This window comes from Pseudoxanthomonas koreensis (genome assembly GCF_010093225.1).
Classification (GTDB): Bacteria; Pseudomonadota; Gammaproteobacteria; order Xanthomonadales; family Xanthomonadaceae; genus Pseudoxanthomonas; species Pseudoxanthomonas koreensis.
Map to the genome: position 1 here is coordinate 163612 of NZ_PDWM01000001.1, position 13701 is coordinate 177312.

Sequence of the window (13701 nt, forward strand, 5' to 3'; positions counted from 1 at the left end):
CCAGCTCGCCGGCACCGTCCAGTCGCCGCCAGCACCTCGGCCATGCTCGGGCTGCTCAGCCTGCTGGCGGTGCTCTGCTTCCACTTCCCGGAACTGCTGACCAGCCACGAGTTCCGCGCGGTCTACAGCGAACAGTTCGCCCGCCACCTGCTGCTGGCCGGGCTGGTCGCCGCCTTCGTGCTCGGCACCCTGGCGGTGCTGCGCGACCGCGGCCGCCGGGTCGCGCTGCTCGGCGTCGGTTCGGCGACCCTGGCGGTGCTGCTGGGCGGGACCAACGTGAAGTTCGACGCGATCGGGCAGACGCCGTACTCGCTGGGCATGGACTGGTTCGTGCTCTCGCTGTTCTTCTCGGCGCTGGTGTTCGTGCCGCTGGAGCACTACCTCGGCCAGCGCCGGATGTCGCCGCTGCGCAACGGCTGGCGCACCGACCTGGCCTACTTCTTCATGGGTCACGTGCTGGTCCAGTTCATCCTGATCCTGGTCACCGCCTCCACCTCCACGGTCGCCGCGCTGGCGGCGTTCCCGGCGCTCAAGTCGGCGATCCAGTCGCTGCCGGTGTGGGCCCAGTTCCTGCTGGCGGTGTTCGTGGCCGACCTCACCCAGGCGCTGCTGCATCGCGCGTACCACAACATCCCGTGGCTGTGGCGCTTCCATGCCGTGCACCACTCCAGCCGCGAGATGGACTGGCTGGCCGGTTCGCGCATGCACCTGGTCGAGATCGTGCTCACCCGCAGCGTGGTGCTGCTGCCGCTGCTGATGCTGGGTTTCTCGCAGCCGGCGGTCAACGCCTACGTGATCCTGGTCGGCCTGCAGGCGGTGCTGGCGCACGCCAACCTCGGCATCCGCTTCGGCTGGCTGGAGTACGTGCTGGTGCTGCCGCGCTACCACCACTGGCACCACGCCCGGCACGGCGAGTGGATCGACGCCAACTACGCCATCCACCTGCCGCTGGTGGACATGCTGATGGGCACCTTCCGCCTGCCGCGCGACGGCAGCTGGCCGCAGGAATACGGGGTGATGAAGCTGGAAACGGTGCCGCGCGGGATCGTGCGCCAGCACCTGATGCCGTTCCGGCGCACGCGACATTACGACGACCACGTGCGCTGAGCTGCGGACCGGCTCAGGTCCAGTCGGTGATGCCTTCGCGCGCGTAGACTTCGCGGAAGCTCGGGAGCGACTTCATCCGCTGCGCGTGCGCGTGCAGCGTCGGCCAGCCGTCGCTCGGGCGCGGCATGTTGCGCGACCAGCGCATCAGCATGGTGAGGACGAAGTCCACCGCCGAGCGCTGGGCGCCGAGCATGTAGGGACCATGGCGTTCCAGGTGCGCGGCCACCTGTTCCCAGGCCGCTTCCAGCTGCGCGCGGGCGCGCTGCTTCACCGCCTCGACCTGGGCCTGGCCCGCCGGCTCGTCCGGATAGAACCAGGCGCGGTACGCCGGCATCAGCGTGTACACGCAGAAGCACATCCAGCGGTAGTAGTCGCCGCGTGCCGGCGTGCCCGGCGCCGGGGCGAGGCCGGCCTGCGGATGCAGGTCGGCCAGGTGCATGGCGATGGCGGCCGATTCGGTCAGCACCTGGCCGTCGACCAGCAGGGCCGGCACCCGGCCGGTGGGGTTGATCGCCAGGTACTCCGCCGACTTCTGCTCGCGCCGGTCGAAGTCGAGCTGGTGCAGTTCGTGGTCGATGCCCAGTTCGATCAGCAGCCAGTGGACGACGAGCGAGGCGGTGCTGGGCGAACCGTAGAGGACGACGGACATCGGGGCTCCCGGGCGGATGTTCGATTGTCGTGGTATCGGCATCGTAGAGCGGGGCTTGCCCCGCTGCTTTCCCGACCAGGGGCAGCGGGGCAAGCCCCGCTCTACGAAGGGCATGGCGCCATCCCGCGGAGGGCGGCGCCATCCCGCGAAGGGCATGGCATCACGCGGCGATGGGCGTGCCGTCAGGCTTCGACGATCACCGGGATCTTGCCGATGCGCGACTGCCATTCGCGCGGGCCGGTCTTGTGCACCGACTCGCCGGTGGCGTCCACCGCCACGGTCACCGGCATGTCGCTGACCTCGAATTCGTAGATCGCCTCCATGCCCAGGTCCTCGAACGCCAGCATCCGGCTGGCCTTGATCGCCTTGGACACCAGGTAGGCCGAACCGCCCACCGCCATCAGGTACACGGCCCTGTTGTCGCGGATCGCGTCGATCGCCGCGTCGCCGCGCTCGGACTTGCCGACCATGCCCAGCAGGCCGGTCTGTTCGAGCATCTGCCGGGTGAACTTGTCCATGCGCGTGGCCGTGGTCGGGCCGGCCGGGCCGACCACCTCGTCGCGCACCGGGTCGACCGGGCCGACGTAGTAGATGAAGCGGTTGGTGAAATCGACCGGCAGCTTCTCGCCGCGGTTGAGCATGTCGATCATGCGCTTGTGCGCCGCATCGCGGCCGGTCAGCAGCCTGCCGTTGAGCAGCAGCACCTCGCCCGGCTTGAACGTGGCAACTTCCTCGCGGGTGATCGTGTCGAGGTTCACCCGGCGTGCGTTCTGCGGGTTGTAGGTCAGCTTCGGCCAGTCTTCGAGCGAGGGCGGATCCAGCGTGACCGGACCGCTGCCGTCGAGGGTGAAATGCGCGTGGCGTGTTGCGGCGCAGTTCGGGATCAGCGCCACGGGCAGGTTGGCGGCGTGGGTCGGGTAGTCCTTGATCTTGATGTCGAGCACGGTGGTCAGGCCGCCCAGGCCCTGGGCGCCGATGCCCAGCGCGTTGACCTTGTCGTACAGCTCCAGGCGCAGCTCCTCGATCCGGTTGGAGGCGCCGCGGGCCTTGAGGTCGGTGATGTCGATCGGCTCCATCAGCGCTTCCTTGGCCAGCAGCATCGCCTTCTCGGCGGTGCCGCCGATACCGATGCCGAGCATGCCCGGCGGGCACCAGCCGGCGCCCATGGTCGGCACCGTCTTCATCACCCAGTCGACGATCGAATCGGACGGGTTGAGCATGGCGAACTTGCTCTTGGCCTCCGAACCGCCGCCCTTGGCCGCGACGATCACGTCCACGGTATTGCCCGGGACGATCTTCACGTTGACCACGGACGGGGTGTTGTCCCGGGTGTTCCGGCGCGTGCCGGCCGGGTCGGCGAGCACGCTGGCGCGCAGTCTGTTGTCCGGATGGTTGTAGGCGCGGCGCACGCCCTCGTTGACCATGTCCTCCACGCCCATGGTCGCGTCGTCCCAGCGCACCTGCATGCCGATCTCGAGGAACACGGTGACGATGCCGGTGTCCTGGCAGATCGGGCGGTGGCCCTCGGCGCACATCCGCGAGTTGATCAGGATCTGCGCCATCGCGTCCCTGGCCGCCGGCGATTCCTCGCGCTCGTAGGCGGCGGCGAGGTTCCGGATGTAGTCGACCGGGTGGTAGTAGCTGATGTACTGCAGCGCGTCGGCGACGGACTGGATCAGGTCCTCCTGGCGGATCGACACCGGGGCGGACGACGGGGCGTTGGCGGGGGAAGCGGTCACGGCTGGCTCATGGCGGGCGGGGAACCCGCCCATTTTAGGCCATGCCGGGGTCGCGGCCGGCCCGCAGGAACGGTACGGGCCGTTCCACCAGGTAGCACGCCCGCTCCGCCACGCCCGCCTCCCGTAGAGCGGGGCTTGCCCCGCTGCTCCTGCCCTTTCGCGACCCTCGAGCAGCGGGGCAAGCCCCGCTCTACGGCGCGACACGGCGACCTTCGGGAAGGTTCAGGCGGCGACGCCGTCGATTCGCCCGCGCAGTTCCTGCCGGTAGCGGCGACTGCAGGGCAGCACGGTGCCGTCCTTCAGGTGCAGGCGGGCCTCGCCGGCGTCCAGCGGCTCGATCGAGGCGACCTGGCCGAGGTTGACGATGTAGCTGCGGTGGACCCGGGCGAACACCCGCGGGTCCAGCCGCGCCTCGATCCCGGCGATGGTGCTGCGCAGGGGGTAGTCGTGGCCGCGCACGCGCAGGTTGACGTAGTTGCCGGAGGCCTGCAGCCATTCGATGTCGCCGGCGGCGACCAGGAACTCGCGGCCGAGCTTGCGCACCAGGAAGCGTTCGGGACGGTCGAGCGGCTCGACCGGCGGCCCCTCGTCCGGCTCCGACAGCAGGCTGGCCTCGCCCTGCAGGCGCCGCAGCAGCAGCCGGTAGAAGCTGATCAGCACGACCATGCCGACGTAGGTGCGCACGTCCTTGACGTACTCGTAGAACAGTTCCCGCGGCCAGTCGCCGAAGTCGTAGGCCTGGCCCTGGCTGGCGTAGGCCAGCGTGCGCAGGCCGACCATGCCCAGCACGTGCACCAGCGACACCACCACGCTGGCCAGCAGGTGCCACGGCAGTTGCCGCGGCCAGTTGTCCCAGTGGATCGGGAAGCGGCGGCTGAACCAGACGATCGGCCAAGCCAGGGCCAGCCACATCAGCCCGCTCGACCATTCCCAGACCACCGGCTCCCAGGTCGCGTACGGCAGGTCGTTCTTGCGGATGTCTGTGACCACCGTAAAGCTGTTGGCGATCGCATTCACCACGGTCAGCCCGACCCAGAAGCCGACCTCGACCCAGCGGCGCCAGGGCAGGTAGCGTTCGTAGGGCGTGGGACGGCGCGCGGACATGCCGCGCATTCTAAGGGGCGCGCCACGGCGGCCCCAACCCGCCCGTCACCGCGGTCCGCGGTTCGTCCCCGGCGGCCCGCCACCGGTCACCAGCTCGCGGCCGCAACGCTCCGTCCGCGCGCATCGTGGGCGCCCCACCCCACCGAGCGCCCCGATGGAACGCCGCTACGACCTCGACTGGATCCGCATCTGCGCCTTCGGCGTGCTCGTGCTGTACCACGTGGGCATGTATTACGTGACTTGGGACTGGCACGTGAACAGTCCGCACGCCGGCCCGGCGCTGGAGCCGTTCATGCTGCTGGCCTCGCCGTGGCGGCTGTCGCTGCTGTTCCTGGTGTCCGGCGCGGCCACCGCCTTCCTGTGGGAGCGCTGCCGGCGCGACGGCGCCCGCTTCCTCGGCCCACGCTCGTGGCGGCTGCTGCTGCCGCTGCTGTTCGGCATGCTGGTGATCGTTCCGCCGCAGTCCTACTTCGAGGTGGTGGAGAAGCTGCCCGGCGGCTACCACGACGGCTACCTGGCGTTCTGGGCGCGCTACCTGGCCGGCGACGGCTCGTTCTGCCGCGACGGCGACTGCCTGGACCTGCCGACCTGGAACCATCTGTGGTTCGTCGCCTACCTGTGGTGCTACACGGTGGTCGCCTGGGCGCTGCTGCGCTTCGCCCCGAAGGCCTGTGCGGCGGCGGTGGAACGGCTGCGCACGCTGCTCGCGCGACCGGACGGACTGCTCTGGCCTCTGGCCTGGTTGGTCCTGGCGCGGATGCTGCTGGTCGGGCGCTTCGAGTCGACCCACGCCCTGGTCGACGACTGGTACAACCACGCCCAGTACCTGCCGCTGTTCCTGCTCGGCATCGCCATCGCCCGGCCGGGGCCGCTGTGGGAGCGGATCGAGGCGGCGCGATGGCCGGCGTTGGCCGCGGCGCTGGGCAGCTGGCTGTTCATCGCCTGGTACTTCGGCCACTACAGCGACGGCGTACCGCCACCGGAGCCGCTGCGCTGGCTGCAGCGCCTGCTGTGGTCGGTGCAGCAGTGGGGCGCAATCGTGGCGATCCTGGGTTTCGCGCGCCGTCATGCACCCGGCGACAGCCCGGCGCGGCGCTGGCTGGCCGAAGCAGTGTTCCCGGTCTACATCCTCCACCAGACCGTGATCGTGCTGCTGGCCGTGTACCTGCGGCCACTGGACCTGCCGGTACTGCTGGAAGGACCGCTGCTGGTGCTCGCCACGTTCGCGCTGTGCTTCGCCGCCTACGCACTCGTCCGCAGGATCGGCTGGATGTGGCCGCTGTTCGGATTGAAGCGCGCCGCTTCGCACACCGGCGCGCCACGGCTCGAGGATCGCCAGGAAGCCGCATGACGCCGAGGTGGCGCAGGGCATGCGCGCTGCGCCCCTCAGGCCGGCGCGCGATGCTCCACCACCAGCTGGATCGCCTGCCCGCCGCGGTAGTCGTCGGCGACCAGCCGGTACGCCAAGTGCGTATGGCCTGAGGGCGGCTGCCCCTGCCAGCCACCGAAATGGATCGCCGAAAGCGGCTCGCGCCGGTCCGGATGCCGCAGCGTCAGCTTGAGGTGCCGCTCGCCGACCACGCGCCAGTCCAGCACCTCGAACAGGCCGTCGAACAGCGGCTCCGGGAAGCCCTGCCCCCACGGCCCGCCGTCGCGCAGGGCCTCGGCGTGGAAGCGGTCGAATTCCTGCGGACGCAGTTCGCCGTCGCTGAGCAGTTCGGACTGCAGCAGGCCGGCGTCGAGCACCTGCGTCGCATAGGCCTGCCAGGCCTGCTCGAACGCGGGCAGGTGCGCCTGCGCCAGGGTCAGGCCGGCGGCCATGGCGTGGCCGCCGAAGCGCTCGACCAGTCCAGGGTGCGCGCTGTCGACCGCGGCCAGCGCGTCGCGGATGTGGAAACCGGGGATCGAGCGCGCCGAACCGCGCAACGTCGCGCTGCCCGGCTCGGCCGGGGCGAAGGCCAGCACCGGGCGGTGCAGCCGCTCCTTGATCTTCGAGGCGACCAGGCCCACCACACCCGGATGCCAGCCGGGGTCGAACAGGCAAGGTGCCAGCGGCGGCTCGCCTTCGTCCAGGCGGGCGCGCGACAGCGCCGCTTCGGCGGCATCGGTCATGTCCTGCTGCACGTTGCGGCGCTCGGCGTTGATCCGCTCCAGCGTGCCGGCCAGTTCGCGGGCGCGCTGCGGATCGTCGGTGAGCAGGCATTCGATGCCCAGCGCCATGTCCTCCAGGCGGCCGGCGGCGTTCAGGCGCGGGCCGATGGCGAAGCCGATGTCGGCGGCGGTCAGCCGCGACGCGTCGCGGCCGCTGGCCTCGACCAGCGCGCGCAGGCCGGCGCAACCCTTCCCTGCGCGCAGGCGACGCAGGCCGGCGGCGACCAGGGTGCGGTTGTTCGCGTCCAGCGGCACCAGGTCGGCAACGGTGCCGACCGCGACCAGGTCGAGCAGTCCGGACAGGTCGGGCTCGCCCGAGGTGAAGGCACCCGACGCGAAGGCGCCGGCATCGCGCATCCTTCTCCGCAAGGCGAGCAGCAGATAAAACACCACGCCCACGCCTGCCAGCGCCTTGCTCGGGAACGCATCGCCAGGCAGGTTCGGATTGACGATCGCATCGGCCGCCGGCAGGCGCGGACCCGGCAGGTGGTGATCGGTGACCACGACCTGCCAGCCGTGCGCGCGCGCCGCTTCGATGCCGGCATGGCAGGCGATGCCATGGTCGACGGTCAGCAGCAGCTCCGGCTGCAGCGCGGCCAGCTCGTCGACCAGCGCCGGCGACAGGCCGTAGCCGTGGACCATGCGGTTGGGCACCGCGTGCGAGACCCGCCGCGCGCCGAGCATGCGCAGGCCGCGCACGCCGGTGGCGCAGGCGGTGGCGCCGTCGCAGTCGAAGTCGCCCACCACGACGATGTGGCGGTCTTCGGCAATGGCCCGCTGCAGCAGCGTGGTGGCCGCATCGAGCCCGTGCAGCGCATCGGGCGGCAGCAGGCCAGCCAGGCGCGGGCGCGCGAGCTCCGGCGTGTGCGCACCGCGCGCGGCGTAGATCCGGCGCAGCAGCGGCGGGATCGCATCGGGCCCGGCCACGCCCACGTCTTCGCCCACATTCGCACCGGCGCGGCGCACGATCCGCGGTGGCGCCATCTCAGTCCGCCGGCGCGGCCAGCGCGGCCATTGGCCGGCGCCAGAACTGCCAGCGGCGCTGGCCGTGGCGCAGGCGGAAGCGCGCGCCGTCCTCGAAATCCAGCTCCAGCGCGTCGTACTCGCGCCGCGCCATCGCCTGCAGCAGCGGCGGCAGCACCTGCGCACCGAACAGGTCCAGGCTGCGCAGGCGGCGCAGGTCGAGCAGGCTGTCGCCGGCGGCGGCCGCGCTTGCCGCTTCGGGCGTGGCGATCGCCGCGCCCGCCAGCCGTGCAAGGCCCTGCAGCAGCGGGTCCTGGCTGCGCACGTGCAGGTAGCGCGACTGCACCGCATCGGGCAGGCGGCCGGCACCCCAGAACCACAGCGCGTTGACCGCAGTGCGGCCCTGCGCGGCACGCTCGCGGTTGCGCGGATGCTGGTGCAGCACGACCTGGGTCTCGGTGAACAGCGCGCGCCAGCGACGCGCGGCCGCGTCGTCGCCCTGCGGCAACATGGGGAACAGGTCGCAGCCCAGCGCCTCGTCCGGCCCCGGCATTTCGGGCAGCTGCGTGCCCGCGGGCAGGCGCAGGTACCAGCGCGATGGATGCGGCGCGTCAAGCTGGAAGCCTGCGTCGCCGAACAGCGGCCGCAGCGCCGGCAGGAACGCCCACGCGTCGTCGGCGTCCAGGCCCACGTTCTCGCCGCAGCCGAGCAGCCGCGCGCCGTTGATGTCGGGGGCCACGTACGCCGGGTCGGCGCGCAGCCAGGTTTCGCCGCCGGTGTCGCCGCCGGCATCGACCAGCCGCGTCAGCGCCGCGACCGGCCAGTGGTCCGGGACCAGGCGGAAGTGGCGGCGCAGCTGCGCGCGCACGCCGGCTTCGCCGTCATCGCGGTCGGCGCGCGCGAGCACCCCGCCGGTCGCCGCCGGCAACGGACCCGGCAAACGCGTCCGCTCCGGCAGCAGCAGGGTGATCGTCGCCATCGTCAGCCGAGGTAGGCCACGCCGGCGATTTCGTACTCGCGCTTGCCACCCGGCGCATCGATCACGATCGCATCGCCCTCTTCCTTGCCGATCAGCGCACGCGCCACCGGCGAGGAGATCGCGATCAGGCCCTGCCTGATGTCGGCCTCCAGGTCGCCGACGATCTGGTAGCGCACTTCCTCGTCGGTCTCCACGTCGGCCAGGGTCACCGTCGCGCCGAACACCACCTTGCTGCCGGCGTTGAGCTTGGCCACGTCGATCAGGTCGGCATGCGAGAGTTCGCCCTCGAGCTGCTTGATCCGCCCCTCGATGAAGCCCTGCTGCTCGCGCGCGGCGTGGTACTCGGCGTTCTCCTTGAGGTCGCCGTGGCCGCGCGCCTCGGCGATCGCGGCGATCACTTCCGGCCGCTTCACCGACTTGAGGTGGTCCAGTTCCTCGCGAAGGCGCTGCGCGCCCTTCAGCGTCATCGGTGCCCTCACGATTGCAGCTCCCTGTGCAGTTCCTGCAGCGACCAGACCGGGCCGGTGCCGCGATATTCCAGCGAATGCACCAGGGCCTTGGCCCCGGCGATGGTGGTCGAATAGGTGACGCGCTGCTGCAGCGCCTCGCGCCGGATCGAGAACGAGTCGGCGATCGCCGCGCGGCCCTCGGTGGTGTTGACGATGTAGGCGATCTCGCCGTTCTTGATCGAGTCTACGATGTGCGGGCGGCCCTCGGTGACCTTGTTGACCACCTCGCATTCCACCCCACGTTCCTGCAGCCAGGCCGCGGTGCCGCGGGTGGCGACCAGGCTGAAACCGCGCTCGAGCAGCGCCTGCGCCACCGGCAGCACCCGCTTCTTGTCCGGGTCGCGGACCGAGACGAAGGCCTTGCCCGGCTGCGGTGCCTTGATCCCGCCGGCTTCCTGCGCGCGCGCCATCGCCGCGCCGAAGTTGCGGCCCACGCCCATCACCTCGCCGGTGGAGCGCATTTCCGGGCCCAGGATCGGGTCCACGCCCTGGAACTTGGCGAACGGGAAGATCGCTTCCTTCACCGAGTAGTAGTCGGGCACCACTTCCTTCGTCGCGCCCTGTTCGACCAGCGAGCGACCGGCCATGCAGCGCGCGGCGATCTTGGCCAGGGCCACGCCGGTGGCCTTGGACACGAACGGCACGGTGCGCGAGGCGCGCGGGTTCACTTCCAGCAGGTAGACGGTGTCGCTGCCGTCCTCATTGGCCTGGATCGCGAACTGGGTGTTCATCAGGCCGACGACATCGAGCGCCTTGGCCAGCTCGACCACCTGGCGGCGCAGCTCGTCCTGGGTCGCGGCCGACAGCGAGTACGGCGGCAGCGAGCAGGACGAGTCGCCCGAATGCACGCCGGCCTCCTCGATGTGCTCCATGACGCCGCCGATGAGGGTGGCGCCGGTGGAGTCGGCGATCAGGTCGACGTCGACCTCCACCGCGTTGTCGAGGAAGCGGTCCAGCAGCACCGGCGAATCGTTCGACACCTTGACCGCGTCGCGCACGTAGCGGGCCAGGTCCGATTCGCCGTAGACGATCTCCATCGCGCGGCCGCCGAGCACGTAGCTCGGGCGCACCACCAGCGGATAGCCGATCTCGCGGGCCAGGACCAGCGCCTCCTCGGCGTTGCGGGCGATGCGGTTGGGCGGCTGCTTCAGGCCCAGGCTGTCGACCAGCTGCTGGAAGCGCTCGCGGTCCTCGGCCAGGTCGATCGAATCGGGCGAAGTGCCGATCACCGGCACGCCGTTGGCCTCCAGCGCGCGCGCCAGCTTCAGCGGGGTCTGCCCGCCGTACTGCACGATCACGCCCTTGGGCTGTTCCAGCTCGACGATCTCCAGCACGTCCTCGAGCGTGAGCGGCTCGAAGTACAGGCGGTCGGAGGTGTCGTAGTCGGTGGACACGGTCTCCGGGTTGCAGTTGACCATGATGGTCTCGTAGCCGTCCTCGCGCAGGGCCAGGGCGGCATGGACGCAGCAGTAGTCGAACTCGATGCCCTGGCCGATGCGGTTGGGGCCGCCGCCGAGGATCATGATCTTGTCGCGGCCGGTCGGCGCGGCCTCGCACTCGTCCTCGTAGGTCGAGTACAGGTAGGCGGTGGACGTGGCGAACTCGGCCGCGCACGAGTCGACGCGCTTGTACACCGGCTTGACCTTGAGCGCGCGGCGCAGCGCGCGGATACCGGCCTCGTTGGTACCGGCCAGCTGCGCCAGGCGCGCGTCGGAGAAGCCGTCGCGCTTGAGCTTGCGCAGGCGCGCGGCATCCAGCGAATCCAGGCCGTCGGCGGCCAGCCGCTTCTCTTCCCCGATGATCTCCTCGATCTGGTCGAGGAACCACGGGTCGATGAACGACAGCGCGTGGATGTCCTCCACGCTCATGCCGGCGCGGAACGCGTCGGCGACGTGGAACAGGCGCTCCGGGCCCGGCGCCTTGAGCTCGCGGCGCAGCGTGGCCAGGTCGTCCTCGTCGGCCAGGTCCAGGCCGGTCGGGTCGAAGCCGACCTTGCCGGTCTCCAGCCCGCGCAGCGCCTTCTGCACCGACTCGCGGAAGGTGCGGCCCATCGCCATCACCTCGCCCACCGACTTCATCTGGGTGGTCAGGCGCGCATCGGCCTGCGGGAACTTCTCGAACGCGAAGCGCGGGATCTTGGTGACCACGTAGTCGATCGTCGGCTCGAACGAGGCCGGGGTCAGGCCGCCGGTGATCTCGTTCCTGAGCTCGTCCAGGGTGTAGCCCACGGCCAGCTTGGCCGCGACCTTGGCGATCGGGAAGCCGGTGGCCTTGGAGGCAAGCGCAGACGATCGCGACACCCGCGGGTTCATCTCGATCACGACCACGCGGCCGGTCTGGGCGTTGATGCCGAACTGCACGTTCGAACCGCCGGTGTCCACGCCGATCTTGCGCAGCACCGCGATGGAGGCATCGCGCAGGCGCTGGTATTCCTTGTCGGTCAGGGTTTGCGCCGGGGCGACCGTGATCGAGTCGCCGGTATGCACGCCCATCGGGTCGAGGTTCTCGATCGAGCAGACGATGATGCAGTTGTCCGCGGTGTCGCGGACCACCTCCATCTCGAACTCCTTCCAGCCCAGCACCGATTCCTCCACCAGCACCTCGGTGGTGGGTGACAGTTCCAGGCCGCGGTTGACGATCTCGACCAGTTCCTCGCGGTTGTAGGCGATGCCGCCGCCGCTGCCACCGAGGGTGAAGCTCGGGCGGATGATGGTCGGGTAGCCGACGCGGGTCTGGATGTCGAGCGCCTCTTCAAGCGTATGCGCGACCTCGGCCTTCGGGCATTCCAGGCCGATCTCGCCCATCGCCACCCGGAACAGCTCGCGGTCCTCGGCCATGCGGATCGCGTCGCGCTTGGCGCCGATCAGCTCCACGCCGTACTTCTCCAGCACGCCGTGGTCGGCCAGGTCCAGGGCGCAGTTCAGCGCGGTCTGGCCACCCATCGTCGGCAGCAGTGCATCGGGCCTTTCCTTGGCGATGATCTTCTCGACCGTCTGCCAGTTGATCGGCTCGATGTACACCGCGTCGGCGGTGTCCGGGTCGGTCATGATCGTGGCCGGGTTGCTGTTGACCAGCACCACCCGGTAGCCCTCCTCGCGCAGGGCCTTGCAGGCCTGCGCGCCGGAGTAGTCGAACTCGCAGGCCTGGCCGATGACGATCGGGCCTGCGCCGATGATCAGGATCGTCTTGATGTCGGTGCGCTTTGGCATCTCAGTTCTTCTCCGGGTTCGACATCAGCGCGACGAACCTGTCGAACAGCGGTGCGACATCGTGCGGGCCGGGCGAGGCTTCCGGGTGTCCCTGGAAGCTGAAGGCGGGCGCGTCGGTCAGCTCGATGCCCTGGTTGGTGCCGTCGAACAGCGAACGGTGGGTGACGCGCACGTTGGCCGGCAGGGTTGCCTCGTCGACCGCGAAGCCATGGTTCTGCGAGGTGATCATCACCCGGCCGCTGGCCAGGTCGATCACCGGGTGGTTGGCGCCGTGGTGGCCGTGGGCCATCTTCAGCGTCCGCGCGCCGGCGGACAGCGCCAGCAGCTGGTGGCCCAGGCAGATGCCGAACAGCGGGATCTTCTTCGCCACGAATTCCTGGATGGCGGCGATGGCGTAGTCGCACGGCGCCGGGTCGCCCGGGCCGTTGGACAGGAACACGCCGTCGGGCGAGAGCGCCAGCACCTCGGCCGCCGGCGTCTGCGCCGGGACCACGGTGACCTCGCAGCCGCGCTCGGCGAGCATGCGCAGGATGTTGGTCTTCACCCCGAAGTCATACGCGACCACTTTGTATGCGTGTCCCTCGCAAGAGCCCGCACTTCCATGCGCGGACTTTTCAATGCGTTTGCTGCCCAAGGCCACGAACTCATTGCGGTCCAGGTCCAGCTGGCCGGCCGTCCACGGATACGGCTTTTCCGTGCTCACCACCTTCGCCAGGTCCATGCCGTTGAGGCCGGGGAACTTGCGCGCCGCTTCCAGCGCCTTCTCCACGTCGACGTCGTCACCGGCCATCAGCGCGCCGTTCTGGGCGCCGCGCTCGCGCAGGATGCGGGTCAGCCTGCGGGTGTCGATGCCGGCGATGGCGACCACCCCGCGCGCGGCCAGCCAGTCCTGCAGCGAGACCTCGCTGCGCCAGTTGCTGGGGCGGCGCGGCACGTCGCGCACGATCAGCCCGGCCGACCAGACCTTCGCGGCCTCGTCGTCCTGGCCGGTGCAGCCGGTGTTGCCGATGTGCGGATAGGTCAGGGTGACCAGCTGTCGGGCATAGGAGGGATCGGTGACGATCTCTTGGTAGCCGGTCATGGCCGTGTTGAACACCACTTCGCCGACCGACAGGCCGCTGGCGCCTGTGGATTCGCCCTCGAACACGGTGCCGTCTTCGAGGACGAGAATTGCGGGTTGGGTCACGTCGTTCGCCTTGAGATGGGGGGCCCTGTCGCCGGCCCGGCGCGCGAAACGCCGGGCTGCAGAAAACCGCGGACGGGCGTCTCTCCGGTCCGGGGCGTGGGGTAA

General features: G+C 70.3%; 10 protein-coding genes. 2 read left to right on the forward strand and 8 right to left on the reverse strand.

Annotation, left to right across the window (positions count from 1 at the left end; genetic code table 11):
- The first annotated feature begins 42 nt into the window (after positions 1-42).
- On the forward strand, positions 43-1107 hold the full coding sequence (locus tag CSC64_RS00700; protein WP_238389691.1) for a sterol desaturase family protein: 1065 nt from the start codon (positions 43-45) through the stop codon (positions 1105-1107).
- A 13-nt stretch (positions 1108-1120) separates the two neighbouring features.
- On the opposite strand, the gene CSC64_RS00705 is transcribed toward CSC64_RS00700, so the two are convergent.
- From CSC64_RS00705 to CSC64_RS00715, 3 genes are all read right to left on the reverse strand, one after another.
- A complete protein-coding gene (locus CSC64_RS00705) occupies positions 1121-1756 on the reverse strand; it encodes a glutathione S-transferase family protein (RefSeq protein WP_162433395.1) in 636 nt (211 codons plus the stop codon).
- 182 nt (positions 1757-1938) lie between these two features.
- Positions 1939-3456: a fumarate hydratase gene (locus tag CSC64_RS00710; protein WP_162433455.1), complete on the reverse strand. Its 1518-nt coding sequence runs from the start codon at positions 3454-3456 to the stop codon at positions 1939-1941.
- A 261-nt stretch (positions 3457-3717) separates the two neighbouring features.
- On the reverse strand, positions 3718-4599 hold the full coding sequence (locus tag CSC64_RS00715) for a LytTR family DNA-binding domain-containing protein (RefSeq protein WP_162433396.1): 882 nt from the start codon (positions 4597-4599) through the stop codon (positions 3718-3720).
- A 154-nt stretch (positions 4600-4753) separates the two neighbouring features.
- Here CSC64_RS00715 and CSC64_RS00720 point away from each other — a divergent pair, with 154 nt between their 5' ends.
- Positions 4754-5950 carry an acyltransferase family protein gene (locus tag CSC64_RS00720; protein WP_238389692.1) on the forward strand — a complete coding sequence of 399 codons (1197 nt, stop codon included), beginning with the start codon at positions 4754-4756 and terminating at the stop codon, positions 5948-5950.
- A gap of 35 nt (positions 5951-5985) precedes the next feature.
- Here CSC64_RS00720 and recJ read toward each other — a convergent pair whose 3' ends face one another.
- Genes recJ through carA form a run of 5 tightly spaced genes read right to left on the reverse strand, consistent with a single transcriptional unit; the run spans position 5986 to position 13596 of the window.
- Positions 5986-7734 (reverse strand): single-stranded-DNA-specific exonuclease RecJ, encoded by a 1749-nt coding sequence (gene recJ, locus CSC64_RS00725; protein ID WP_162433397.1) that lies wholly within the window; start codon positions 7732-7734, stop codon positions 5986-5988.
- 1 nt (position 7735) lies between these two features.
- Positions 7736-8692, reverse strand: coding sequence for a phosphoglycerate mutase (locus tag CSC64_RS00730; RefSeq protein ID WP_162433398.1), 957 nt, complete (start codon positions 8690-8692; stop codon positions 7736-7738).
- Between the two features lie 2 nt (positions 8693-8694).
- Entirely contained in the window at positions 8695-9171 is a 477-nt protein-coding gene (gene greA, locus CSC64_RS00735) for a transcription elongation factor GreA (RefSeq protein WP_162433399.1), read from the reverse strand.
- Positions 9168-12410, reverse strand: a complete 3243-nt coding sequence (gene carB / locus CSC64_RS00740; RefSeq protein ID WP_162433400.1) for a carbamoyl-phosphate synthase large subunit — start codon at positions 12408-12410, stop codon at positions 9168-9170. Before carB ends, greA begins: the two co-directional genes overlap by 4 nt.
- A gap of 1 nt (position 12411) precedes the next feature.
- Positions 12412-13596, reverse strand: coding sequence for a glutamine-hydrolyzing carbamoyl-phosphate synthase small subunit (carA, locus tag CSC64_RS00745; protein ID WP_162433401.1), 1185 nt, complete (start codon positions 13594-13596; stop codon positions 12412-12414).
- Positions 13597-13701 lie beyond the last annotated feature (105 nt).